The following is a 22566-nucleotide window of genomic DNA, read 5'->3' on the forward strand; positions in this document are numbered from 1 at the left end:
AAAGACAGACAGAATTTAGGGAGAGTTAAACGTGGATTTAACTAACATGGGTATCGCAGCAAAAGACGCTGCTTTCCACCTAGCGACCGCATCTACGGCGCAAAAGAATAAAGCATTGGCGATTATCGCTGATGAGCTAGAAGCAAACGCAACAACGATTTTAGAAGCGAACGCGAAAGACATCGAACTGGGTCGTGAAGCGGGTTTAACTGACGCACTGCTCGATCGTCTACTTCTTAACGAAGAGCGCTTAACCGGTATCGCTAACGATGTTCGTAACGTGATTAGCCTGAATGACCCAGTTGGCAGCGAAATTGACAGCAAAGTACTAGAAAACGGTATGTCACTGTCTCGCCGCCGCGTGCCACTTGGTGTGGTGGGTGTTATCTATGAAGCGCGTCCGAACGTAACCATCGATATTGCAGCTCTGTGTCTGAAGACAGGTAACGCAAGCATTCTACGTGGTGGTAAAGAGACGTTTTTCTCGAACATGGAACTGGTTAAGGTTATCCAGTCTGCATTAGAGAAAGCGGAGCTTCCAGCCGCTTCTGTTCAGTACATCGAGAAGCCTGATCGTGAACTCGTTTCTCAACTGCTTAAACTGGACGACTACGTGGATATGATCATTCCTCGTGGCGGCGCTGGTCTGCACAAGATGTGTAAAGAGAACAGCACCATCCCAGTAATCATCGGCGGCTTTGGTATCAGCCATATCTTCGTTGATGAAAGCGCTGATCTTGAGAAATCTGTCGATGTGGTCGAAAACTCAAAAGTTCAACGTCCATCGGCGTGTAACTCGTTAGATACACTGCTAGTGCATGAAGCGGTTGCTGAAGCTTTCCTAACTAAGCTGAAACAGCGTTTAGCCGGCAAGGTAACCTTAGTTGCTGATACCAGTGCAAAATCGCTGCTAGCGGGTTTTGAAGACCAACGTGATGCGGTTGAAGGCGACTTTGACACTGAATGGCTAAGCTACACGCTAGGCGTGAAAGTGGTAGCGGATGTGGCAGAAGCGATTGACCACATGCGTGTACACAACGCGAGTCATTCAGATGCGATCATGACCAATAGCTTAGAGAGCTCAGAGCGTTTCATTAACTCTGTTGGTTCTGCAGCGGTTTATGTGAATGCATCAACACGTTTCACTGATGGAGCACAGTTTGGTTTAGGTGCTGAAGTTGCCGTGTCTACTCAGAAATTGCATGCTCGCGGCCCAATGGGCTTAGAAGAGCTGACAAGCTACAAATGGGTAGGTAAAGCGAACTATTTAGTCCGCGGTTAACGCTGGTCGTTAATTTTACTCCTCAGCTCATTTTTGAAATGGCGGTCGAGTAGCAATAATCAATGAATCACCACACAAAAGGGCCTTAATTGGCCCTTTTTCTTTCCTAACGTTTGGCAATTCCGTTACACTGATATTCAATTATTTGGAGGTGATATGCATTGTCCTTTTTGTTCAGAGAACGACACTAAAGTAATCGATTCAAGACTGGTAGCCGATGGCCATCAGGTTCGTCGTCGCCGTCAATGCCTTGCATGTAGTGAACGTTTTACTACGTTCGAATCGGCAGAACTTGTGATGCCTAAAGTCATAAAGTCGAATGGAAACCGCGAACCATTTAATGAAGATAAAATGGTGGGTGGTGTACAGCGCGCCCTAGAAAAACGCCCAGTGAGTGCTGACGCGATTGAACTTGCGATCAGTACGATTAAGTCACAACTCCGTGCAACTGGTGAGCGTGAAGTACCAAGCGAGATGATTGGTAATCTTGTGATGGGCCAATTGAAAGAATTGGATAAAGTGGCGTACATTCGTTTTGCCTCTGTTTACCGCAGCTTTGAAGACATCCGAGAGTTTGGCGAAGAAATCGCTAAATTAGAGGATTAACTCCTCAATCATGTCAAACTTTACTCCCCTAGATTTTCAAATGATGTCGCGTGCTATTCAGTTAGCAAAACGCGGCATTTACACTACTGCGCCAAACCCTAATGTGGGTTGTGTCATTGTACAAACCGACGGTCAGATCGTTGGTGAAGGTTTTCATGCCAAAGCTGGCGAACCTCATGCTGAAGTACATGCCATGCGAATGGCAGGCGACAAAGCAAAAGGTGCGACGGCTTATGTCACGCTAGAGCCTTGTTCTCATTACGGTCGAACGCCGCCTTGTGCTGAAGGTTTGATTAAGGCTCAAGTAGCCAAAGTGATTTGTGCCATGCAGGACCCAAACCCAAAAGTCGCAGGTCGTGGTATCAAAATGCTACGCGATGCGGGTATTGAGGTTGAAATCGGTTTGCTAGAGCAAGACGCTCTCGACTTGAACCCTGCATTTATCAAGCGTATGCAAACTGGCATGCCATTCGTTCAGTTAAAGATGGCCGCTAGCCTTGATGGGCAAACGGCATTGGAAAATGGCCAAAGCCAGTGGATCACATCGCCAGAAGCACGTCGTGATGTTCAGAACTACCGAGCAAAATCAGGCGCTGTGTTGTCAACTAGCCAGACGGTGATTGAAGACAACGCGTCGTTGAATGTTCGTTGGGCAGAGTTGCCAAGCAGTATCAAAGGTCATTACGCTGAAGACGAGCTGCGTCAGCCGATTCGCGTGATTCTTGATCGTCAAAACCAACTGCGTCCTGAACTCAAGTTATTCCAGACTCCAACATCGGTGTTGAGAGTTGCCGAAGCATCTGCTGATATTGAAGTCGCAACCACAGATGCAGGTCAGCTCGATTTGCACGATCTGATGCGTCAATTACCTGCCAATCATATCGACCATATTTGGGTCGAAGCGGGCGCAACATTGGCAAAAAGCTTGATTGAAGAGCAGCTGGTGGATGAGCTAATCCTTTATTTAGCACCTAAACTTATGGGCAGTGACGGACGAGGTTTGATGGGTGCATTAGGGCTCACTTCAATGTCTGACGTTATTGACCTAGAAATTAAAGATGTTCGGCAGGTTGGTGTGGATATTCGCATCGTTGCGAAACCCGTATTTCGAAACAGATAGTAACGAAACCACAGTGGAAATAGTTACTCCAACTACATACGTGTCGTTGACAACAAAAAGAGTTTTAAAATGTTTACAGGAATTGTAGAAGCCGTAGGTACATTGAGTGCAATCACTCCCCGCGGAGAAGACATCACCGTAACGGTTAATGTTGGTAAGCTTGATATGGCTGACGTTAAGTTAGGCGACAGTATCGCTACCAATGGTGTGTGTTTGACAGTTGTTGAATATAACGACCACAGCTACAGTGCAGATCTTTCGCTTGAGACCCTGAAAAAAACGGGTTTTGTCGATTACCAAGCGGGCGATAAAGTTAACCTTGAGAAAGCAATGTTACCAACCACGCGTTTCGGTGGACATATAGTGTCTGGTCACGTTGATGGCGTGGGTGAGATTGTTGAACGTAACCAAGTTGGCCGTGCGATTGAATTCTGGGTAGAAATGCCAGCAGAAATCTCAAAATACGTGGCTCAAAAAGGCTCAGTAACAGTTGATGGCATTAGCCTGACTGTGAACGATTTACGTAAGAACGCATTCAAGCTGACTATCGTTCCTCATACTTCTTCAGAAACCACCATCGACCAATTCAATGTCGGTCGTAAAGTGAATCTAGAAGTTGATGTATTAGCACGTTACATGGAGCGTTTACTGCAAGGTCAGCAACAAGAATCTGAGCCTGAATCTCGATTAACGATGGAATTCTTACAGCAGAATGGTTTTGCCTAACCGTTGATACAAAGTGCGTTAAGCGAGACTTTGTAAAGCGAAGCAATATCATCAGGTTTAAATAGTGTCGGTTCTAGGAAGCAGAACCATTTCAAAGGATATAGAACAATGCCAATTAGTACTCCTCAAGAAATTATTGAAGACATTCGCCTAGGAAAAATGGTTATCCTGATGGATGATGAAGATCGCGAAAATGAAGGCGATCTGATCATGGCAGCAGAACATGTGACGCCAGAAGCGATTAACTTCATGGCGATGTACGGCCGTGGTTTAATTTGTCTGACGCTAACCAAAGAGCGTTCAAACCGCATGGGTCTAGCGCCTATGGTTCAAGATAACAACGCACAGTACACCACTAACTTTACTGTTTCGATTGAAGCGGCAGAGGGCGTAACAACGGGTATCTCTGCATCAGACCGTGCAGTGACGGTTCAAGCGGCAGTGGCGAAAGATGCGAAAGCGGCTGATCTTGTTCAACCTGGTCATATTTTCCCACTGACAGCGCAAGATGGCGGTGTTCTGACTCGCGCAGGACACACAGAAGCAGGTTGTGATTTAGCACGTCTTGCAGGCTGCGAGCCAGCATCGGTTATCGTTGAGATCCTTAACGACGACGGTACTATGGCTCGTCGCCCTGACCTTGAAGTGTTTGCTGAAAAACACGACATCAAGCTAGGCACGATTGCTGACTTGATTGAATACCGCAACAACACAGAAACAACGATTGAGCGTGTAGCACAATGCCATTTACCAACAGAGTTTGGTGATTTCGAGCTGGTGACTTACCGCGATACAATTGATAACCAGATCCACTACGCGATGCAAAAAGGCGACCTATCTGAAGGTGCTCCTTTGGTACGTGTTCACCTGCATGACACGTTCACCGATCTGCTTCATTCAGACCGTGGTACTGAACGCAGCTGGTCGCTAGATAAAGCGATGAAGCGTATTGGCGACGAAGGCGGTGTGTTGGTTATTCTTGGCAACGAAGAGTCGTCTGATTCTTTGATTCACAAAGTGAAGACATTCGAAGCGCAAGACAAGAACGAGCAGCCAACTATGGCGAAGAAGCAGGGTACCTCGCGTCGTGTTGGTGTCGGTTCTCAGATTCTTCAAGATCTAGGTGTGCACGATATGCGTCTGCTTTCTTCAAGTACTAAGCGTTACCACGCATTGGGTGGTTTTGGCCTTAACGTTGTTGAGTACGTTTGCGAATAAACCATGCGTTAGCAAGCAGACGTTTCTCCGTTTGTAGCAACATAATTTACCGATGATTTCAGTGGCTCTTTTGGTGATAAATCTTGCCAAAAGAGCAAAGTAGCCAAGTCCGACTCAAAACGTGTTCAACACACAAACTTGGTTACTCGCTGTTCCTATATGCTTGGGATCAGCGCTGCATTATCATCTTTACATTGCCGGTGTCTGTTCTTCTAAATTACCATTAGATATTGCTCACAGTTTTGTGCTAGAATCCGGCGATTCTCACTTGATGAAAATAGTTAAAGGAAGGCTTATGAAAGTGATCGAGGGTGGCTTCCCAGCGCCAAATGCAAAAATTGCTATCGTTATTGCTCGTTTCAACAGTTTTATTAACGAAAGTTTACTTTCTGGTGCAATCGATACTTTAAAGCGTCATGGACAAGTAAGCGAAGACAACATCACTGTTGTTCGTTGCCCTGGTGCAGTAGAACTTCCACTTGTAGCGCAGCGCGTTGCAAAAACAGGTAAGTTCGATGCGATTGTATCTCTTGGTACAGTAATTCGTGGCGGTACACCTCACTTTGACTATGTTTGTAGTGAATGTAATAAAGGTTTGGCACAAGTGTCTCTGGAATATTCTCTTCCAGTAGCGTTTGGTGTTCTTACTGTTGATACGATCGATCAAGCTATTGAACGCGCAGGAACCAAGGCTGGTAATAAGGGTGCAGAAGCAGCACTTAGCGCACTTGAGATGATCAACGTTCTTTCTGAAATCGATTCCTAATGGGGGCCAGTGTGAAACCAGCCGCACGTCGTAACGCACGTCAATTTGCTCTACAAGCAATTTATTCTTGGCAAATTACTAAAGAAAATATTGCTACCGTTGAAGAACAGTTCTTATCTGGTGGTAAGTATGATGAAGAAGAGCATCATGCTGCAGAGCCTGCTCTTGCTATGCCAGAAACAGACGTTGCATACTTCCGCGACCTACTAACTGGTGTTGCTCTTAGCCACATGGAACTTGATAGCAAGCTTCGTCCATTCGTATCTCGCCCTATGCAAGATCTGGATCTGATGGAACTAGCGCTTCTACGTTTAGCTATGTACGAGATGACTCGTCGCGAAGATGTACCATACAAAGTGGTTATCAACGAAGCTATCGAGCTTGCAAAAGTATTTGCAGCAGAAGACAGCCATAAGTTTGTTAACGGTGTGCTTGATAAAGCTGCACCGCACGTTCGTAAGAAATAAGACGTTCGTATATTGAATCTAAAGGTCAGCTTTTATGCTGGCCTTTTTTGTAACTAAATTTCTGTAATATCCATGATTACGGCGATTTTTATGAGACTAAAGATAGGGCATGTGATGTCTGGCGAATTTAACCTGATTGAAAAATATTTTGTAAATCGACAACCACAACGTAAAGACGTTCTTCTAGCTGCTGGCGATGATTGTGCTTTGGTCAAAGCGCCGGGCAATGTTGAGATAGCGATCAGCACGGACACCTTAGTGGCTGGTACCCATTTCTTAGCTGAGGCGAATCCGGCTTGGGTGGCACACAAAGCGTTGGCTTCCAATATCAGTGACCTTGCTGCAATGGGCGCAACGCCGGCTTGGGTGTCTTTTGCTTTAACCATGCCTGAAATCGATGAAGCATGGCTTGCTCCCTTCTGTGACTCCTTTTTTAAACTCGCAGACTACTTTGGTATTCAGTTAATTGGTGGCGACACAACCAAAGGTCCACTAAGCCTGACACTGACGGTACAGGGCTTTGTTCCTGAAGGACGAGCGCTGCGCAGAGATGGCGCGAAAGTGGGCGACTGGATTTACGTAACAGGTAATCTAGGTGACAGCAAAGCTGGCTTAGAAGTGTTACTTAACCCTGAGCAGAACAGAGCGAAGCCCTATGCTGCTGAGCTTGAAGAGAGACATTATGTGAGCGCCCCACGAGTGTTAGCGGGTCAGGCTCTAGTGAACCTTGCTTCATCTGCGATTGATATCTCTGATGGCGTTATTGCTGATTTAAAACATATCCTTAAGCGTTCTCAAGTTGGCGCGAGTATTGATGTAAGCACGCTGCCTATCTCTCCAGAGTTACGTCAGTTCGCTCCTGATATCACTTCAGCTCAGCAGTATGCGCTAACGAGTGGTGAAGAGTACGAACTGTGCTTTACTGTACCAGAAGAGAATAAAGGGTCGCTGGAAAGTGCTTTGTCACACACTGGTACAAAAGTCACCTGCATTGGCCAGATAAGACCTGTAGAATATTTTGAATTACACAATAATGGTGAACCACTAAGCTGGAACTTAACTGGTTACGATCACTTTAAGGTTAATTGATGACAAACCCACTTTCTCTTATTTCTCTTAAAAATCCTTGGCATTTCTTAGCAACGGGTTTTGGCAGTGGCTTATCGCCTATTATTCCCGGCACAATGGGCACGCTTGCGTCAATTCCGTTGTACCTATTGTTGGTTCAGCTACCGTTTCCTGCTTACGTTGCCGTGGTGGTGGTAAGCTGCATTATTGGTATTAAGATCTGCCAAGTAACGTCTGATGATATGGGCGTGCATGACCACGGTTCTATCGTTTGGGATGAGTTTGCGGGCTTTTGGATCACCATGAGCTTAGTGCCTATGCTGAATATCCCTGCTGATGACTGGAAGTGGCTGCTGACTGGTTTTGTGCTTTTCCGCTTCTTTGACATGGTGAAACCATGGCCGATTGGTTGGTTAGATGCACGAATTCACGGCGGCTTGGGTATCATGATTGACGATATTGTAGCGGGTATTATGGCGGCTATTTCGTTGTATGCCGTGGCACATTTCGCTGGTTGGTTAGTGTGAGTTAACTGAAGGGCTAAGGTTTAGTTGGCGATACACCAAACTAATTAGCAGATACTAAAAAGGTTGACCCTAGGGCCAACCTTTTTTGTTTGCGGAGCTTACGAGCTTACGAGCTTACGAGCTTACGTATTAAAGCTACTTGGCAAGATAGTCAGTGATAGACTTCTCAATCCCTTTCGCATCTAAGCCAAGCTCTTCATGCAGCTCACCTTGAGTACCTTGAGCAATAAACTTGTCTGGTAGGCCAAGGTTCAATACTGGCATCAGTAGTTTTTCTTGCATCAAGAATTCAATCACACCTGCGCCCGCACCACCTGCAATCGCATTCTCTTCGATAGTTACCAGTACATCGTGGTCAGCAGCAAGTTGTTTGATCAGAGCTTCATCGAGTGGTTTCACAAAGCGCATATCTGCAACTGTCGCATCGATGACGTCAGCGGCTTGAAGTGCACTCTCAAGGAAAGTACCAAAGCTTAAGATAGCGACTTTCGAGCCATCTTTTGTTTTTTCGCTTTCGCGAACGATACGACCTTTACCAATCTCAAGCGCGGTAAATTTATTTTGTATCTCAGTACCCATACCATTACCGCGAGGGTAACGAACGGCACTTGGACCTGTATGCTGGTGGCCAGTGTAAAGCATTTGGCGACATTCGTTTTCGTCGCTTGGCGCCATGATCACCATGTTTGGAATACAACGCATAAAGCTTAAGTCGAACGCACCTTGGTGTGTTTGACCATCAGCACCGACAAGACCTGCACGGTCAATAGCGAACATGACCGGTAAGTCCATGATAGCCACATCGTGGATCAGTTGATCGTAGCCACGTTGTAGGAACGTCGAGTAGATAGCGACAATCGGCTTATCACCCGCAATCGCCATACCCGTTGCTAGGGTCACAGCATGCTGCTCAGCAATTGCTACGTCGAAGTATTGTTCTGGGTACTCTTTCGAGAAACGCACCATACCAGAACCTTCACGCATTGCAGGCGTGATCGCCATTAGCTTAGGATCTTGAGCGGCCATATCACACAGGAAGTCGCCAAAAATCTTAGAGAAAGTTGGTTTAGAGCTGGTGCTCTTAGGCAGACTTGAATGTGCAGGATCGAATTTAGGTACGCCATGGTAGCCAATTGGATCTTTCTCAGCTGGCTCGTAGCCTTTACCTTTCTTCGTCATGATATGCAGGAACTGAGGACCTTTTAGATCTCTCATGTTCTTCAGCGTTTTAATCAGCTCATTGACATCGTGACCATCAATTGGACCAATGTAGTTAAAGCCTAACTCTTCAAACATGGTGCCAGGAACAACCATGCCTTTTAGATGCTCTTCTGTACGACGAACGAGCTCTTTAATCGGCGGAACGCCCGATAGCACTTTCTTGCCACCCTCACGAATTGACGTGTAAAGACTGCCAGAAAGAACTTGAGCTAGATGGTTGTTCAGAGCGCCGACGTTTTCAGAGATCGACATCTCGTTATCGTTAAGGATAACCAGCATGTCATTGTGAATATCACCCGCGTGGTTCATCGCTTCGAAGGCCATACCTGCGGTAATCGCGCCATCACCAATCACACTGACGACTTTACGATTCTTGCCTTCTTTCTTCGCACTGATCGCCATACCGAGTCCGGCACTGATCGATGTTGAAGAGTGACCAACAGAAAGCGTGTCGTATTCGCTCTCTTGACGCCATGGAAATGGATGAAGTCCATCTTTTTGACGGATAGTCGACAAGCGGTCACGACGGCCAGTAAGAATCTTATGTGGGTATGCTTGGTGGCCAACATCCCAAACCAACTGGTCGAAAGGCGTGTTGTACACATAGTGCAGAGCAACTGTTAGCTCTACTGTACCTAAGCCTGATGCTAAGTGACCACTTGACTGGCTCACTGAGTTAAGAAGATAGGTACGTAATTCATCACAAAGCTGTGTAAGCGTCTCTTTTGGAAGTAGACGCAAATCCTCTGGCTTATCAGCCAAAGCAAGAGTTGGGTACTTTGATATATCAAGAGTCATAGGTAATGCGCGCTTATTGTCTTAGTTCTTGCGCTCGATGACGTATCGGGCGAACTCTTCGAGTAACTGGGTATTGTATGGGATTGCAGCCAAAGCTTGAAGCGCTTCCTGTAGCAGAGTTTGCGCTTTTTCTTGAGCGCCCTCTAAACCTAACAAAGAAGGGTAGGTGCTTTTGTTCAAATCTTGGTCAGAGCCCTGTGGTTTACCCAAAGTTTCGGTATCGCTAATGATATCTAAAATATCATCCTGAACTTGGAAGGCTAACCCGATTGCATCGGCGTACTTATCTAATTGAGGCATCACTTCAAACGCTTTTTCGCCAGCAGCAAGAGCACCTAAACGAATCGCACTCTTCATTAGAGCGCCAGTCTTGTTACGGTGAACTTCTTCTAACTCTTCTAGCGTGACAGAGCGGTTTTCAGCTTCAATATCAAGTGCTTGTCCAATACACATACCTTGTGCACCAGACGCTTCTGCTAGGCGTTGAATCATTCGAACGCGATTGCTTTCCCCGTCAGCACTTAATGTGCCTTCCGCAAGTATAGTAAACGCGAGAGTTTGTAGTGCATCGCCAGTTAAAATTGCCGTTGCTTCATCGTATTTGATGTGACAAGTCTGATGGCCACGACGCAATTCGTCGTCGTCCATTGCTGGAAGGTCGTCGTGAATCAGAGAGTAGGCATGAATACATTCGATTGCTGAAGCTGGAGTGTCGAGTTCTTCCGCGGTGCAACCGAGCATTTCCCCTGTAATGTAGACAAGAAACGGACGTGCGCGTTTGCCGCCTAAAAGTAACCCATAACGCATCGCGTTGATTAGGTTCTGATTTTGGTGTGGCAGGCGGTCAAGCCAAAGGTTCAGTTGCTCGTTATTACGTGCTTGATAAGACAATAACGTCTCGATCATAGGGGATCTCATACAATTTGTTATTCAGGTTGTGGGTTAAAGTCACTCAGTTCTGCATTTTCGTCATTTTGCAGCAGGATGCTAACACGCTGTTCAGCGTCGTTTAGTTTACTTTGACCAGCACGAGCGAGGGATATGCCTCGTTCGAACTTTTTCAGCGCATCATCTAAAGCTAGATCACCATTTTCTAGTTGATCAACCAAGCCATCAAGCTCTTCGATAGCCGCTTCAAAGCTCATATTTTCAGGTTTCTTAGTAGCCATAATAAATCTGCGTTTGGAAAGATGAACGAACGTTACCCTAGGCCGCTGAGATGGTCAAATGTAACCAAGAAATTTTGCTAGAAAGTTCGTTTTTAAGGGGCTTGAAGCCACTTTCATCTAATAACCTCACCTTGATCGAGTTTATGACTGCTCGAGAACGGGGAAGCGGGTAATAGTTGTGATACAAAAAGCAAAAGTGTGATACTTAGGCCAAGAATTTACTAAAAGATCTTATAGTCTTGCCGATAAAAAGATTATCGTCGACATAGAGCTACAAAAAAGCATGAGGAGTGCTCAGTGGATTTAGCAACCCTAATAGGTTTGATTGGTGGATTTGCCTTTGTAATCATGGCAATGATCCTAGGTGGAAGCCTCGGGATGTTCTATGACACGACATCCATATTGATCGTGGTTGGTGGTTCAACGTTTGTTGTTCTGATGAAGTTCACCATGGGACAGTTCTTTGGCGCGACTAAGATTGCCGGCAAAGCTTTTATGTTTAAAGCGGATGAGCCTGAAGATCTTATTGCGAAAGTTGTAGAGATGGCTGATGCGGCTCGTAAAGGTGGTTTTTTAGCACTGGAAGAGATGGAAATTAACAACAGTTTCATGCAAAAGGGCATCGATCTTTTGGTGGATGGCCATGATGGAGATGTAGTTCGTGCTGCACTGCAAAAAGACATCGCATTAACCACAGAGCGTCATGAGCAGGGCGCGAAGGTGTTCTCTGCATTTGGTGATGTAGCACCCGCGATGGGTATGATTGGTACCTTGGTTGGCTTGGTTGCCATGCTTTCTAACATGGATGATCCAAAAGCGATCGGCCCTGCGATGGCGGTGGCACTTTTAACCACCCTATATGGTGCGATTCTTTCGAACATGGTGTTCTTCCCAATTGCCGACAAGCTTGCGCTGCGTCGTGACCAAGAGACACTCAACCGTCGTTTGGTTATGGATGGCGTACTCGCGATTCAAGATGGTCAGAACCCACGAGTAATCGATGGTTACCTGAAGAGCTACCTAAACGAAGGTAAGCGTACGATTGATGGTGAACCTGCGTAAGAGGAGTTGAAGATGGATGAAGAAAATCCATGTAAATGTCCTCCTCCGGGATTGCCTCAATGGATGGGGACATTTGCTGACTTGATGTCACTGCTGATGTGTTTCTTCGTACTGCTGCTCTCATTCTCTGAGATGGACGTACTGAAGTTCAAACAGATCGCTGGCTCGATGAAATTTGCGTTTGGTGTACAAAACCGCTTGGAAGTGAAAGACATTCCTAAAGGCACCAGCATCATTGCACAAGAGTTTCGACCTGGTCGTCCAGAGCCGACACCGATTGATGTGATCATGCAGCAGACGATTGATATTACGCAGCAAACGCTTGAGTTTCATGAAGGTGAATCTGAGCGTGCTGGCGGTACCATGCGTGATCAAGGCAAGATGACCGGAGGCAAGTCGCCAGAGGTTTCGACTCACGACAATCAAAACTCTGAGTCAGACCAACAGCAACAACAAGCTGAAGCTCAATCGCAAGAGATGGAAACCTTGATGGAAAGCATCAAGAAGGCGTTGGAGCGAGAGATAGACCAAGGCGCGATTGAAGTTGAAAACCTTGGCCAGCAGATTGTGATTCGAATTCGTGAGAAGGGTGCATTCCCATCGGGTTCTGCTTTCCTACAGCCTAAGTTCCGACCTTTGGTGAGACAGGTTGCTGAGTTGGTGAAAGATGTTCCGGGTATCGTTCGAATCTCAGGGCACACCGATAATCAACGTCTTGATTCCGAGCTTTATCGATCTAATTGGGACTTGTCATCACAGCGAGCAGTGTCTGTTGCTCAAGAGATGGAAAAGGTGCGTGGTTTCTCTCATCAACGCTTGAGAGTACGCGGCATGGCGGATACCGAGCCAGTCGAGCCGAACGATACTGAATGGCAACGTAGCCTCAACCGCCGCGTTGAAATCAGCATCATGCAGGGCGAGCCGCTTTACAGTGACGAAGTGCCTGTTATTAATGAATAGCCGATACGTGTACACACGGTAGCATGCAGATAGCATCGAAAGCCCAACCTTATAATGAGGTTGGGCTTTTTGTTTGCTGGTCTTCAATGGTTCTCTCTGCGGCATTTATGTCGTTTCGAAACCTGCTACTGTTAATAACAAGCGGTTTAATGATGGTGTTACAGCAAGCACTCTTTTCCTTGCTTCACTTTCTCATGTATAATTCGCGCCCTTAGATTTAGATATGATCTATTCTTGCTTCAAGTGCTGTGTAAATTTTCTAATTTACTTGGCGATGAGCGTTTTCAAAATTTTGAACATTAATGTTGTGAAAGTACTATGAAATTTATTGTTAAGCCCCATCCGGAAATTTTTGTAAAAAGTGAATCGGTGCGTAAGCGCTTCACAAGGATTCTAGAGTGCAACATTCGTAACGTTATTCAACGTCGCTGTGAAAGTGTTGCGGTATTCAACCGTCGCGATCATATTGAAGTGACGTCTGAGAGTGACCAGTACTACGCAGAAGTGTTAGAGGCTCTGACTCACACTCCAGGTATTCACCACTCTCTTGAAGTTCAACAGTCTGAATTCAAAGACTTGCACGATATTTACGAGCAAGTACTAGAACGCAGCCGTGCTGACATTGAAGGCAAGACTTTCTCTGTACGTGCTAAGCGTCGTGGTAAGCATGACTTTACCTCTATTGAACTTGAGCGCTACGTAGGCGGCGGTCTAAACCAAGCAGTTGAGTCAGCGAAAGTTCGACTTAAGAACCCTGATGTAACCGTTAAGGTTGAAGTGGCTAACGACAAGCTAAACCAAGTTCTAGCTCGTCACAAAGGCCTCGGTGGCTTCCCTCTTGGTACTCAAGAAGATCTACTGAGCTTGATCTCTGGCGGCTTTGATTCTGGTGTTTCAAGCTACCTGCACATCAAACGTGGCTCTAAGGTTCACTACTGTTTCTTCAACCTTGGTGGCCCAGCGCATGAGATTGGCGTTAAGCAAGTAGCTCACTACCTATGGAATAAATACGGCTCATCTGCAAAAGTGAAGTTCATTTCTGTAGACTTCGAACCAGTAGTTGCTGAAATTCTTGAGAACGTAGAAGACGGCCAAATGGGCGTTGTTCTTAAGCGTATGTTTATGCGTGCTGGTGGTATGGTTGCAGAGCGCTTCGGTATTGAAGCTCTAGTAACGGGTGAAGCACTTGGTCAGGTTTCTAGCCAAACGCTAACTAACCTTCGCCACATCGACAACGTGACAGATACTTTGATTCTTCGTCCGCTTATCAACTGGGACAAAGAAGACATCATTGACCTTTCTCGTATCATCGGTACTGAAGACTTCGCTAAAGTAATGCCTGAGTACTGTGGTGTTATCTCTAAGAAACCAACAGTGAAAGCGAAGAAAGGTAAACTGGAAGCAGAAGAAGCTAAGTTTAACTTTGAAGTGCTGGATCAAGTGATCGAGAACGCTCGTGTTATGGATATCCGTGACATCGAGAAAGAGAGCCAAGAGCAAGCGCCTGAAGTTGAACAAGTTCAAGCTGTTGCTGAGCACGCTATCGTTCTTGATATCCGTAGCCCAGAAGAAGAAGACGAAAGCCCACTAGAGATTGAGGGTGTTGAAATTAAACACATCCCATTCTTCAAGCTTTCGACTCAGTTTGGCGACCTAGACCAAGCGAAAGAGTACTTGCTGTACTGTGACCGTGGTGTAATGAGCCGTCTACAGGCGCTTTACCTACAAGAGCAAGGCTTCCATAACGTTAAGGTTTACCGCCCGTAGTGGTGTATTGACCAACCGTTAATCATTTTGCAAAGCCGCTTACTGAAAAGTAAGCGGCTTTTTTATTTTCTATTGTGAATGATTTACAGTAGTCAGACAGAGGCGTGAGTTTGGGCGTGCTATCGTCATGCTCAGCTTTGAAATTTTTGATTGATAGAAAGAGTGTGTTCTAAACGGGTTTATAAGTACCGAAGAAGTGTGAGTATCTTGAAGTATTCTGTTACTTTTTAGTGCAACTCAATGGTGCTATTTGTATGTGTTCAGTTGATTATTTGAGTGGGTGTCTGATTCTGTGATTGGCGATGAAAAATAATAAAGATTAATTAGCACAGCTATTGATAAACTTGTTGTTACATTTCTTTGCACATAAAAAAACACCGCCCATAAGGCGGTGTAAACAAATTTGACAGACAGGTCAAAATAAATACAGGAAGTACATGCCTCGTTTCAGTATAAACTGCAACAAAACATTTGGTAGAACTCTACCCAACTCGAAAAGAACGAGTTTGCAAACACAACATCGCAGGAGCTAAGCCAATTGATTCTAGAGAGAATCAAGCCGTTCAGGCTAGCTGCTGCGGGATGAAATATAGAATTTCTCTGGCTGCTAGGCAATGGACAAATTATAATGTTTCAGATAAAAAAAACTAATGCTTATTTAGAGAGTAACTATGTCTCGTCGATTACCCCCATTAAACTCGCTAAGAGTGTTTGAAGCTGCAGCTCGACACTTGAGTTTTACGCGTGCTGCAGAAGAGTTGTTTGTTACTCAAGCGGCAGTCAGTCATCAGATCAAAGCGCTTGAAGAATTCTTATCTTTGAAGCTGTTTCGCCGAAGAAACCGCTCTTTGCTGCTAACTGAAGAAGGTCAAAGCTACTTCTTAGATATCAAAGATATTTTCACATCACTAGCAGAAGCGACAGACAAAGTGCTGGAGCGAAGTGAGAAGGGCGCATTGACCATCAGTTTACCGCCGAGTTTTGCTATTCAATGGTTGGTACCAAGGCTCGCTGACTTTAATCAGCAAGAGCCTGATATTGATGTAAGAATCAAAGCCGTTGATATGGATGAAGGCTCGCTAACCGATGATGTAGACGTCGCTATCTATTATGGCCGAGGGAATTGGTCGGGGCTCAGAGCCGATAAACTTTACCAAGAATACTTGATCCCTCTTTGCTCACCTTCCGTGCTGCTAGGAGCTAAACCTTTAGAATCTCTCAGTGATTTGGCATGTCATACGCTACTGCATGATACATCTCGAAAGGATTGGAAACAGTTTGCTAAGCAAAATGGTATTGATGGGGTAAACGTTAATCATGGCCCTATCTTCAGTCACTCAACCATGGTATTGCAGGCGGCCGCTCACGGGCAAGGTATTGCTTTGGGTAATAATGTGTTGGCGCAACCTGAAATCGAAGCAGGTCGTTTGATTGCACCTTTTGATGAAGTGTTGGTAAGTAAGAACGCCTTCTATGTAGTGTGTCATGAGAAACAAGCTGACATGGGGCGTATTGCGACTTTCCGTGATTGGATGTTGGCGAAAGCGCAAAGTGAACAAGAGGACTTACTTGATGAATAACCTCATCATTGATGGTGAAGACAACCCAATAACCTTTATCTTTGCACATGGTGCTGGCGCAGGTATGGATCATGAGTTCATGCAGTCGGTAGCAAAAGGGTTGGCGTTTAAAGGGATACGAGTGATTCGTTTTAATTTCCCTTACATGATCAAACGTGCTGAAGATGGTAAGCGTCGTCCACCTGATCGAGCCCCTAAACTGCTCGAAGCTTACCAAGATATTATCGGACAGGTAGATGCCGATAAGCTTGTGATTGGCGGTAAGTCGATGGGAGGACGTATGGCGAGCCATTTGTCTGAACTTGATAAGGTGGCCGCAATGGCGTGTTTAGGCTTTCCTTTCCACCCACCAGGTAAACCCGAGAAATACAAAGGTGAGCATCTGGCTGAGTTAGCAAAGCCATGCCTCATTTTACAAGGTGAGCGCGATACCTTTGGTAAGCGTGAAGAGTTTGCTGATTTTGATCTGTCTGATTCTATTCGTGTTGAATTTATTCCCGATGGCGACCACAGCTTTAAACCTCGTAAGAGTTCTGGTTACACCGAGCAGCAGAATATTGCGTTAACCGTTGAGAAGTTATCAGCGTTTATCAAAGAGGTACTCAATGAGAAGTAAGTATTTACTCACGTTTGCTGGCATCTCTGGTGCGGTTGCTGTGATGCTTGGCGCCTTTGCAGCTCACGGTTTGAAAGCTATCTTGTCTGAATATCTGCTAGGCGTGTTTGAGACGGGTGTTCAGTACCAATTTATCCATACTCTAGCGATATTGGCGTGTGGCGCTCTGCTGCAGATGAAACTTGGCGCTAAATCACAAAAATATTTTTTCATTGCGGCAATTTGCTTTATCATCGGCATCCTTTGTTTTAGTGGCAGCCTTTATGGCTTAGCACTGACAGGAATAAAATGGTTTGGCCCTATAACACCGTTTGGTGGTCTACTATTTATCATTGGTTGGGGAGTCTTCTCCTTCGCTGCTTTGAATATAAAAGAGGTAACTCAGTGAAACACGTACTACTTTATTGTCGCTCTGGTTTTGAAAAAGAATGTGCTGGCGAAATTCAAGACAAGGCAACACAACTGGAAGTGTTTGGTTTTCCTCGCCTAAAGAACAATACAGGTTTTGTATTGTTTGAATGTTACCAAGCAGGTGAAGCGGACAAGTTGATCAAAGAGATCGATTTCCAATCACTGATCTTTGCTCGTCAAATGTTGGCAGTGGCTGTTGAAATTAAAGACCTGCCAACCGATGACCGTATTTCTCCAATTCTTGAGGCGCTTTCTGAGAAAGAAGGTTTCCCTCGTTGTGGTGATATCCGTATTGAAACGCCAGATACTAACGAAGCAAAAGAGCTTTTGAAGTTCTGCCGTAAATTTACCGTGCCGATGCGTCAAGCGATGCGTGGTAAAGGCCTGATGACAGCGAAAGATAACGCTAAGAAGCCTGTGCTTCATTTATGCTTCATCGCTCCGGGCCACTGTTTTGTTGGTTACTCTTACCCAACGAACAACTCCCAGTTCTTTATGGGTATCCCTCGTCTGAAGTTCCCATCAGATGCGCCAAGCCGTTCTACATTGAAGCTAGAAGAAGCATTCCACGTATTCATCCCTCGTGATGAGTGGGACGAGCGTTTGGCTCCAGGTATGTGGGGTGTTGATTTAGGTGCATGTCCAGGTGGTTGGACTTACCAATTGGTTAAGCGCTCGATGTTCGTTCACTGTGTTGATAACGGCATGATGGCAGACAGCCTAATGGAAACAGGTCAAATTAAGCACCACATGGTGGATGGCTTTAAGTTTGAACCAGACCGTAAGAACGTAACTTGGATTATCTGTGACATGGTTGAGAAGCCAGCTCGTGTTGCTCACCTTATGGGTGAGTGGATCATCAAAGGCTGGGCGAAAGAAGCACTGTTCAACCTTAAACTGCCTATGAAAGGCCGTTACGATGAAGTACTGCAAGATATCGAGAACCTAAAAGTGTTCCTGATTGAGAACAAAGTGAAGTTCAAGATGCAGGCTAAGCACCTTTACCACGATCGCGAAGAGATCACGGTCCACATTCAGGCGCTTTCAAACATCTCACCGCACTAATATTTACGTTAGTGTGTCAGTGATAAAAAATGCTCCTTTAAGGGGCATTTTTTGTATCAATATTATCGAGTCACAGCGACTTAAGCGTTTGCTTCGTAACGAATATCTTGCAGGTTGAACCCTAAATCAATATCGGTTTTGAGTGCCGATACTTGCTTACATACACGAGCGGATTCGATGTGTTCGTCGAACTTCTTACGATATTTTTTCGGCAGATCTTCTGCTTGATAGGCCGCTTCGATATCTGGGTAAGTGGTCAATATCTCTTTGGCTGCTTTTGGCCCGATACCTGGGATGCCCGGTACTTGGCTTGAGCTTACGCCCGTTAATCCCCAGTAATCCGCCAGTTGTTCAGGTTTAACGCCAAACTCAGCTTCGATAAAGGGTTTATCTAACCAGCGGTGCTGGAAGTAATCTCGGATCTGAAGCGTTGGTGACAACAGTTGGCAGTAGCCCTTATCCGTCGAGACGATGGTGACGGTTTCTCCGTGGTCAGCCACTTTCTTTGCCAGTGTTGCGACGAGATCATCCGCTTCATCGCCATCAGACAGCAGTGAATCAATGCCTAACTCCCACCAAGCTTGTTGAATAGCATCAAGGCCTTTCATCAATGGTTCTGGCATGGGTTTACGATTCTGCTTATAAGCAGGAAGCACATCTGCGCGCCAGCCACGGTCTTGTAAATGGTGATCAAATACCGCGATGATGTGGGTGGGCTTTGATTCATTCAGAATCTTATTGAGAGTGCGAATTGTGGTGGTAATGGTTCTTGCTATATCGGTTGGATCCGGCTGAACAGAGTGCACGCGTCGGATGAGGTTTAAGGCATCGATAATAACAAGATGGATAGACATAAGTTTCCACTAAATAGGCAATAAAAAAGGGGCTGCTAGCCCCTTATAGTAACGTATCACTTGGTGAGTTGAAACGTTGGTAACGTAAACGCCTTAATCACGTGAGGCGATTTTATAGCAAGGCACGTAGTCGGTCCCTCCCGGTAACTTCATTCGATGTTGCTCAACAAAGTCATTCAGCAGTTGGTCCATCTTGGTCATTAGCTCTTTGTCGCCATCAATTAGGAATGGGCCGTGCTTCTCGATCTCCAGAATACCCTCTGCTTTGACGTTACCAGCCACAATGCCTGAGAACGCTTTACGTAAATTAGCGGCTAGGCTTTCTGTTTTTTGGTCCATATGAAGATCAAGCGCCGCCATAGATTCGTGTGTTGGGTCGAATGGCAGTTGGAACTCAGGCTCAATATGCAGTGACCAGTTGTAGCTGTAGGCATCACCGGTCTCTTTACGGTGAGAACGCACATCTGGCATCGCTTGTTTCATGATTTTCGCAGCGCGTGCTGGGTCATCAATCACGATCTCGTAATGTTTCTGAGCATCAGGCCCTAGAGTTTCCCCAATGAACTTATCGATTGAGCGGAAGTAAGCCTCACTCTCTTTCGAGCCCGTTAACACAATCGGCATTGGCTGTTCGGCGTTATTCGGGTGCATCATGATCCCTAAGATGTACAGCAGCTCTTCGGCCGTGCCGGGCCCGCCTGGGAAAATGATGATGCCATGTGCCATACGAACAAACGCCTCAAGACGCTTCTCAATATCTGGCATGATCACCAGTTCGTTGACGATTGGGTTTGGTGGCTCAGCCGCAATGATCGAAGGCTCGGTAAGCCCAAGATAACGATGATCGGTGTAACGCTGCTTCGCGTGACCAATGGCAGCCCCTTTCATTGGGCCTTCCATTGCACCCGGTCCACAACCGGTACAGATATTCAGTTCACGGAGGCCGAGCTCATTACCGACTTCACGAGTGTATTGGTATTCGCTGGCATTAATAGAGTGACCACCCCAACATACAATCAGGTTAGGCTCGATGCCTGGCGTCAACGCACCTGCATTTCTCAAGATACCAAACACAAGGTTAGTAATGTGAGTGGCATTAGTCAGGTTGAGCCTTTGGTTATCGGCTAAGTGCATGTTGACGTAAACAATGTCACGCAGCACTGAAAATAGGTGCTCTTGAATACCCTTGATGATTTCACCATCGACAAAGGCATGCTCTGGTGGGTTGCTTAGTTCGAGCTTAATACCACGCTCACGGCGAACGACTTCGACATCGAACGACAGATATTTGTCGAGCAACTCTTTGGAGTTGTCGGTATGGCTACCCGAGTTCAGGACCGCTAACGTACAGTTGCGATACAGTTGGTACAGATCACTAGACGCGGTTTTCTTAAGACGCTCAACCTCAAGTTGAGAGAGTAAATCCATGCTACCGGCAGGGCTGATATGAGTGATCATAGTGCCTCCTTGTTGAAAAGAGCAGGGGACGTTGAAGTGACCCTCTGGCTCGAGAGTGAGAAGCAAACGTTGAAAGTGTTTGGTTAAAGGTAGGAGAGAGTTAACCAGACGAAACGGATACGACAGCGTTGCTTGCCATGAATGCTTGTTAAGCGAATGTTAATCATTAGCTTAGCAAACATTGAGGGAAATGGTATGTGATAAGTATTTGAAAAAATGAAATAAATTAAATCTAGGGCTGGCCTAGTGCCAAACAAGTTGGTTGGTACCGCGTTGTTTTGCTTTATTTAGAGTCTTATTGAGTCGCTCTAGCACTTCTTCAGGTGTATCTGACTCTTTAAACTGAGTACTTGCCGCGCATAAAGTAATCGTGATTTGTTGGTCACGGAACTTAAAGGGTAAGCGGCTTACTTGAGTTTGAATGTTTTGAATCACTTGGTGACAATATTCATCGGTTTGCTCTGGCAATAGTAAGACAAATTCTTCACCTGAAAAACGCGCCACAGTATCGGTCGTGCCTGCTTCTTTGGTGATGGTTCTTGCGATGATCTTAAGCGCTTTATCGCCGGCGGTATAACCAAAGCTATCGTTAATGGCTTTGAAGTTGTCGATGTCCAGAAGTACTACGCGCAGTGAGTGTTGTGCGCGGATCCAGCGGCGATACTCAAGCTCTAAGCGATCAGTAAAGGCAGTGCGATTGTAAACCTTGGTTAGAGGATCAAGCAGCATACGCTGAGCCTGATCTTCCAAGCGCTTACGGTAATCTTGCGTCACTTCATAGAGTGAATCTAACTGAGTCTTTCCGTAACTCATTCTCTCTATCAGAGCTTGTTCTTTTTGCTCTGCGTGGTTCAGCCTTTCCGAAAGAGAGGCGATTTCACTGAGTAGCGGATTAATCGACAGCTTTAAACTATCAATATCTTTCGCTTTATCTACCGAGCTTTGGCTTCTAGTGACTAGTTCATTTAACTCAGAGTTTAGACCTTGTCGGTGCTCAAAGTAGCTCTGGCTCTGGTCGGCATTTTGGTCTGCCGTTTTGATGCTGGACGCTAAAGAAGAATTAAGCTGATCGATGAATTGTTCAGACTTCTTACGTTCTAGGTTGGTGCCTTCAATAACCAGTTTGAGGATCTGAAGTGTTAGCTCAAGTAGGTTTTGTGTGGAAACACCAAGCAGCAGCTTCGCTCGAATATCGGTAAGCAGATCACCCGATTCACCCTCGAAGTCGAGTTCAGTGATCAGATGTTGTAGTTCGTTTGATAGGTCGGAAAGGAGCTCTTGTTCCGGAGAGTGCGCAGCGTCAGCAAAATGGGTGCGTGAGTTATTCGCCATAATCTTTATGGCACGCTCATAAATACCGAGAAGTTTCATGGCGTGGTCGACTTTCTGACTGCCATTGCATTCGGAGAAGCTAAGTAAGTTTCGTAGGTCGCGTTTGAGCTGTGCTGGAAGGCCAGTTATGCGCTGCAGCGTTTCCCCACTGTGCTTAATGCTATCGTCCAGATACCCGTTCTGTTTATCCATAGCCAACGTTTTCTGCTTAAGCATCCTTTCTAATACTGCCAGTTTTGGGATCATTGAGCTAATGTCTTTTTGCTTTTCTAGCTCTTCCCTAAGGGCAATGAGGTTTTCATCTAAATGGCTGTTACTACCAACACATGCATCACTTAAAGACGTGACGATACGCTTTAGAACTTTCTGTTCTCTAATAAACTTGAACGAGGTGTCTCTTTGCGTCAAACGGACCTGATCCAACTGAGATTTCAGCTGGTGGAGTTGCGCCTGAATGTCTTTTTCAAGAATGCCCATAGATGTATTTATTAGC

The 22566-nt window shown here is 45.7% G+C and carries 22 protein-coding genes; 16 read left to right on the forward strand and 6 right to left on the reverse strand.

Annotated elements, in window-relative coordinates; translation table 11 throughout:
* Positions 1–31: 31 nt before the first annotated feature.
* From AB6E78_RS03085 to pgpA, 9 genes are all read left to right on the forward strand, one after another.
* A complete protein-coding gene (locus tag AB6E78_RS03085; RefSeq protein ID WP_017060786.1) occupies positions 32–1282 on the forward strand; it encodes a glutamate-5-semialdehyde dehydrogenase in 1251 nt (416 codons plus the stop codon).
* Positions 1283–1438: 156 nt separating this feature from the next.
* Positions 1439–1888, forward strand: a complete 450-nt coding sequence (gene nrdR / locus AB6E78_RS03090) for a transcriptional regulator NrdR (RefSeq protein ID WP_004734394.1) — start codon at positions 1439–1441, stop codon at positions 1886–1888.
* A 40-nt stretch (positions 1889–1928) separates the two neighbouring features.
* A complete protein-coding gene (ribD, locus tag AB6E78_RS03095) occupies positions 1929–3008 on the forward strand; it encodes a bifunctional diaminohydroxyphosphoribosylaminopyrimidine deaminase/5-amino-6-(5-phosphoribosylamino)uracil reductase RibD (RefSeq protein ID WP_017060785.1) in 1080 nt (359 codons plus the stop codon).
* Positions 3009–3077: 69 nt separating this feature from the next.
* Entirely contained in the window at positions 3078–3734 is a 657-nt protein-coding gene (locus tag AB6E78_RS03100) for a riboflavin synthase (RefSeq protein ID WP_010436361.1), read from the forward strand.
* 108 nt (positions 3735–3842) lie between these two features.
* Complete coding sequence (gene ribBA / locus AB6E78_RS03105; protein WP_017060784.1) at positions 3843–4952, forward strand: bifunctional 3,4-dihydroxy-2-butanone-4-phosphate synthase/GTP cyclohydrolase II; 1110 nt, start codon at positions 3843–3845, stop codon at positions 4950–4952.
* A gap of 295 nt (positions 4953–5247) precedes the next feature.
* Positions 5248–5718 carry a 6,7-dimethyl-8-ribityllumazine synthase gene (ribE, locus tag AB6E78_RS03110; RefSeq protein ID WP_004741508.1) on the forward strand — a complete coding sequence of 157 codons (471 nt, stop codon included), beginning with the start codon at positions 5248–5250 and terminating at the stop codon, positions 5716–5718.
* Positions 5718–6185 (forward strand): transcription antitermination factor NusB, encoded by a 468-nt coding sequence (gene nusB, locus AB6E78_RS03115; protein ID WP_004734399.1) that lies wholly within the window; start codon positions 5718–5720, stop codon positions 6183–6185. The genes ribE and nusB overlap by 1 nt, the downstream gene beginning before the upstream one ends.
* Before the next feature lie 114 nt (positions 6186–6299).
* Positions 6300–7274, forward strand: coding sequence for a thiamine-phosphate kinase (thiL, locus tag AB6E78_RS03120; RefSeq protein WP_017066823.1), 975 nt, complete (start codon positions 6300–6302; stop codon positions 7272–7274).
* Complete coding sequence (gene pgpA, locus AB6E78_RS03125) at positions 7274–7780, forward strand: phosphatidylglycerophosphatase A (RefSeq protein ID WP_017060782.1); 507 nt, start codon at positions 7274–7276, stop codon at positions 7778–7780. The genes thiL and pgpA overlap by 1 nt, the downstream gene beginning before the upstream one ends.
* A 135-nt stretch (positions 7781–7915) precedes the next feature.
* On the opposite strand, the gene dxs is transcribed toward pgpA, so the two are convergent.
* Genes dxs through xseB form a run of 3 tightly spaced genes read right to left on the reverse strand, consistent with a single transcriptional unit; the run spans position 7916 to position 10968 of the window.
* Positions 7916–9799, reverse strand: a complete 1884-nt coding sequence (gene dxs / locus AB6E78_RS03130) for a 1-deoxy-D-xylulose-5-phosphate synthase (RefSeq protein ID WP_372132575.1) — start codon at positions 9797–9799, stop codon at positions 7916–7918.
* Between the two features lie 21 nt (positions 9800–9820).
* A complete protein-coding gene (gene ispA / locus AB6E78_RS03135; protein ID WP_012604642.1) occupies positions 9821–10705 on the reverse strand; it encodes a (2E,6E)-farnesyl diphosphate synthase in 885 nt (294 codons plus the stop codon).
* Between the two features lie 20 nt (positions 10706–10725).
* A complete protein-coding gene (gene xseB, locus AB6E78_RS03140; RefSeq protein ID WP_004734405.1) occupies positions 10726–10968 on the reverse strand; it encodes an exodeoxyribonuclease VII small subunit in 243 nt (80 codons plus the stop codon).
* A gap of 297 nt (positions 10969–11265) precedes the next feature.
* Here xseB and pomA point away from each other — a divergent pair, with 297 nt between their 5' ends.
* The 7 genes from pomA to rlmM all read left to right on the forward strand — a co-directional run bounded on the left by pomA (position 11266) and on the right by rlmM (position 18429).
* Positions 11266–12030 (forward strand): flagellar motor protein PomA, encoded by a 765-nt coding sequence (gene pomA, locus AB6E78_RS03145; RefSeq protein WP_017060778.1) that lies wholly within the window; start codon positions 11266–11268, stop codon positions 12028–12030.
* Positions 12031–12042: 12 nt separating this feature from the next.
* On the forward strand, positions 12043–12990 hold the full coding sequence (locus AB6E78_RS03150) for a flagellar motor protein MotB (RefSeq protein ID WP_017060777.1): 948 nt from the start codon (positions 12043–12045) through the stop codon (positions 12988–12990).
* Positions 12991–13308: 318 nt separating this feature from the next.
* Positions 13309–14757 carry a tRNA uracil 4-sulfurtransferase ThiI gene (gene thiI, locus AB6E78_RS03155; protein ID WP_017060776.1) on the forward strand — a complete coding sequence of 483 codons (1449 nt, stop codon included), beginning with the start codon at positions 13309–13311 and terminating at the stop codon, positions 14755–14757.
* Between the two features lie 671 nt (positions 14758–15428).
* The gene (locus AB6E78_RS03160; protein ID WP_017063339.1) at positions 15429–16337 is read left to right on the forward strand and encodes a transcriptional regulator GcvA; all 909 of its coding nucleotides are present in this window, start codon (positions 15429–15431) and stop codon (positions 16335–16337) included.
* The gene (locus AB6E78_RS03165; protein ID WP_171732497.1) at positions 16330–16953 is read left to right on the forward strand and encodes an alpha/beta fold hydrolase; all 624 of its coding nucleotides are present in this window, start codon (positions 16330–16332) and stop codon (positions 16951–16953) included. Before AB6E78_RS03160 ends, AB6E78_RS03165 begins: the two co-directional genes overlap by 8 nt.
* Positions 16943–17341 (forward strand): DUF423 domain-containing protein, encoded by a 399-nt coding sequence (locus AB6E78_RS03170; RefSeq protein ID WP_102319950.1) that lies wholly within the window; start codon positions 16943–16945, stop codon positions 17339–17341. Before AB6E78_RS03165 ends, AB6E78_RS03170 begins: the two co-directional genes overlap by 11 nt.
* Positions 17338–18429, forward strand: coding sequence for a 23S rRNA (cytidine(2498)-2'-O)-methyltransferase RlmM (gene rlmM / locus AB6E78_RS03175; RefSeq protein WP_017070491.1), 1092 nt, complete (start codon positions 17338–17340; stop codon positions 18427–18429). The genes AB6E78_RS03170 and rlmM overlap by 4 nt, the downstream gene beginning before the upstream one ends.
* Before the next feature lie 80 nt (positions 18430–18509).
* Here the strand turns inward: rlmM and xni are convergent, their stop codons facing one another.
* The 3 genes from xni to AB6E78_RS03190 all read right to left on the reverse strand — a co-directional run bounded on the left by xni (position 18510) and on the right by AB6E78_RS03190 (position 22550).
* A complete protein-coding gene (gene xni, locus AB6E78_RS03180) occupies positions 18510–19283 on the reverse strand; it encodes a flap endonuclease Xni (RefSeq protein WP_017069498.1) in 774 nt (257 codons plus the stop codon).
* 93 nt (positions 19284–19376) lie between these two features.
* Positions 19377–20741, reverse strand: a complete 1365-nt coding sequence (gene ppnN, locus AB6E78_RS03185; RefSeq protein WP_017060771.1) for a nucleotide 5'-monophosphate nucleosidase PpnN — start codon at positions 20739–20741, stop codon at positions 19377–19379.
* A gap of 243 nt (positions 20742–20984) precedes the next feature.
* Positions 20985–22550: a GGDEF domain-containing protein gene (locus tag AB6E78_RS03190; RefSeq protein WP_102393214.1), complete on the reverse strand. Its 1566-nt coding sequence runs from the start codon at positions 22548–22550 to the stop codon at positions 20985–20987.
* Positions 22551–22566: the final 16 nt, after the last annotated feature.

The sequence above is a fragment of the Vibrio sp. 10N.247.310.98 genome (assembly GCF_041467395.1).
Taxonomy (GTDB): domain Bacteria; phylum Pseudomonadota; class Gammaproteobacteria; order Enterobacterales; family Vibrionaceae; genus Vibrio; species Vibrio crassostreae_C.

What these genes read in the sequence shown, in the direction of transcription:
- nrdR (WP_004734394.1), top strand. Translation starts at nt 1,439, where the DNA reads ATGCATTGTCCTTTTTGTTCAGAGAACGACACTAAAGTAATCGATTCA.
- ribD (WP_017060785.1), top strand. Translation starts at nt 1,929, where the DNA reads ATGATGTCGCGTGCTATTCAGTTAGCAAAACGCGGCATTTACACTACT.
- AB6E78_RS03100 (WP_010436361.1), top strand. Translation starts at nt 3,078, where the DNA reads ATGTTTACAGGAATTGTAGAAGCCGTAGGTACATTGAGTGCAATCACT.
- ribBA (WP_017060784.1), top strand. Translation starts at nt 3,843, where the DNA reads ATGCCAATTAGTACTCCTCAAGAAATTATTGAAGACATTCGCCTAGGA.
- ribE (WP_004741508.1), top strand. Translation starts at nt 5,248, where the DNA reads ATGAAAGTGATCGAGGGTGGCTTCCCAGCGCCAAATGCAAAAATTGCT.
- nusB (WP_004734399.1), top strand. Translation starts at nt 5,718, where the DNA reads ATGGGGGCCAGTGTGAAACCAGCCGCACGTCGTAACGCACGTCAATTT.
- thiL (WP_017066823.1), top strand. Translation starts at nt 6,300, where the DNA reads ATGTCTGGCGAATTTAACCTGATTGAAAAATATTTTGTAAATCGACAA.
- pgpA (WP_017060782.1), top strand. Translation starts at nt 7,274, where the DNA reads ATGACAAACCCACTTTCTCTTATTTCTCTTAAAAATCCTTGGCATTTC.
- dxs (WP_372132575.1), bottom strand. Translation starts at nt 9,799, where the DNA reads ATGACTCTTGATATATCAAAGTACCCAACTCTTGCTTTGGCTGATAAG.
- ispA (WP_012604642.1), bottom strand. Translation starts at nt 10,705, where the DNA reads ATGATCGAGACGTTATTGTCTTATCAAGCACGTAATAACGAGCAACTG.
- xseB (WP_004734405.1), bottom strand. Translation starts at nt 10,968, where the DNA reads ATGGCTACTAAGAAACCTGAAAATATGAGCTTTGAAGCGGCTATCGAA.
- AB6E78_RS03150 (WP_017060777.1), top strand. Translation starts at nt 12,043, where the DNA reads ATGGATGAAGAAAATCCATGTAAATGTCCTCCTCCGGGATTGCCTCAA.
- thiI (WP_017060776.1), top strand. Translation starts at nt 13,309, where the DNA reads ATGAAATTTATTGTTAAGCCCCATCCGGAAATTTTTGTAAAAAGTGAA.
- AB6E78_RS03160 (WP_017063339.1), top strand. Translation starts at nt 15,429, where the DNA reads ATGTCTCGTCGATTACCCCCATTAAACTCGCTAAGAGTGTTTGAAGCT.
- AB6E78_RS03165 (WP_171732497.1), top strand. Translation starts at nt 16,330, where the DNA reads ATGAATAACCTCATCATTGATGGTGAAGACAACCCAATAACCTTTATC.
- AB6E78_RS03170 (WP_102319950.1), top strand. Translation starts at nt 16,943, where the DNA reads ATGAGAAGTAAGTATTTACTCACGTTTGCTGGCATCTCTGGTGCGGTT.
- xni (WP_017069498.1), bottom strand. Translation starts at nt 19,283, where the DNA reads ATGTCTATCCATCTTGTTATTATCGATGCCTTAAACCTCATCCGACGC.
- ppnN (WP_017060771.1), bottom strand. Translation starts at nt 20,741, where the DNA reads ATGATCACTCATATCAGCCCTGCCGGTAGCATGGATTTACTCTCTCAA.
- AB6E78_RS03190 (WP_102393214.1), bottom strand. Translation starts at nt 22,550, where the DNA reads ATGGGCATTCTTGAAAAAGACATTCAGGCGCAACTCCACCAGCTGAAA.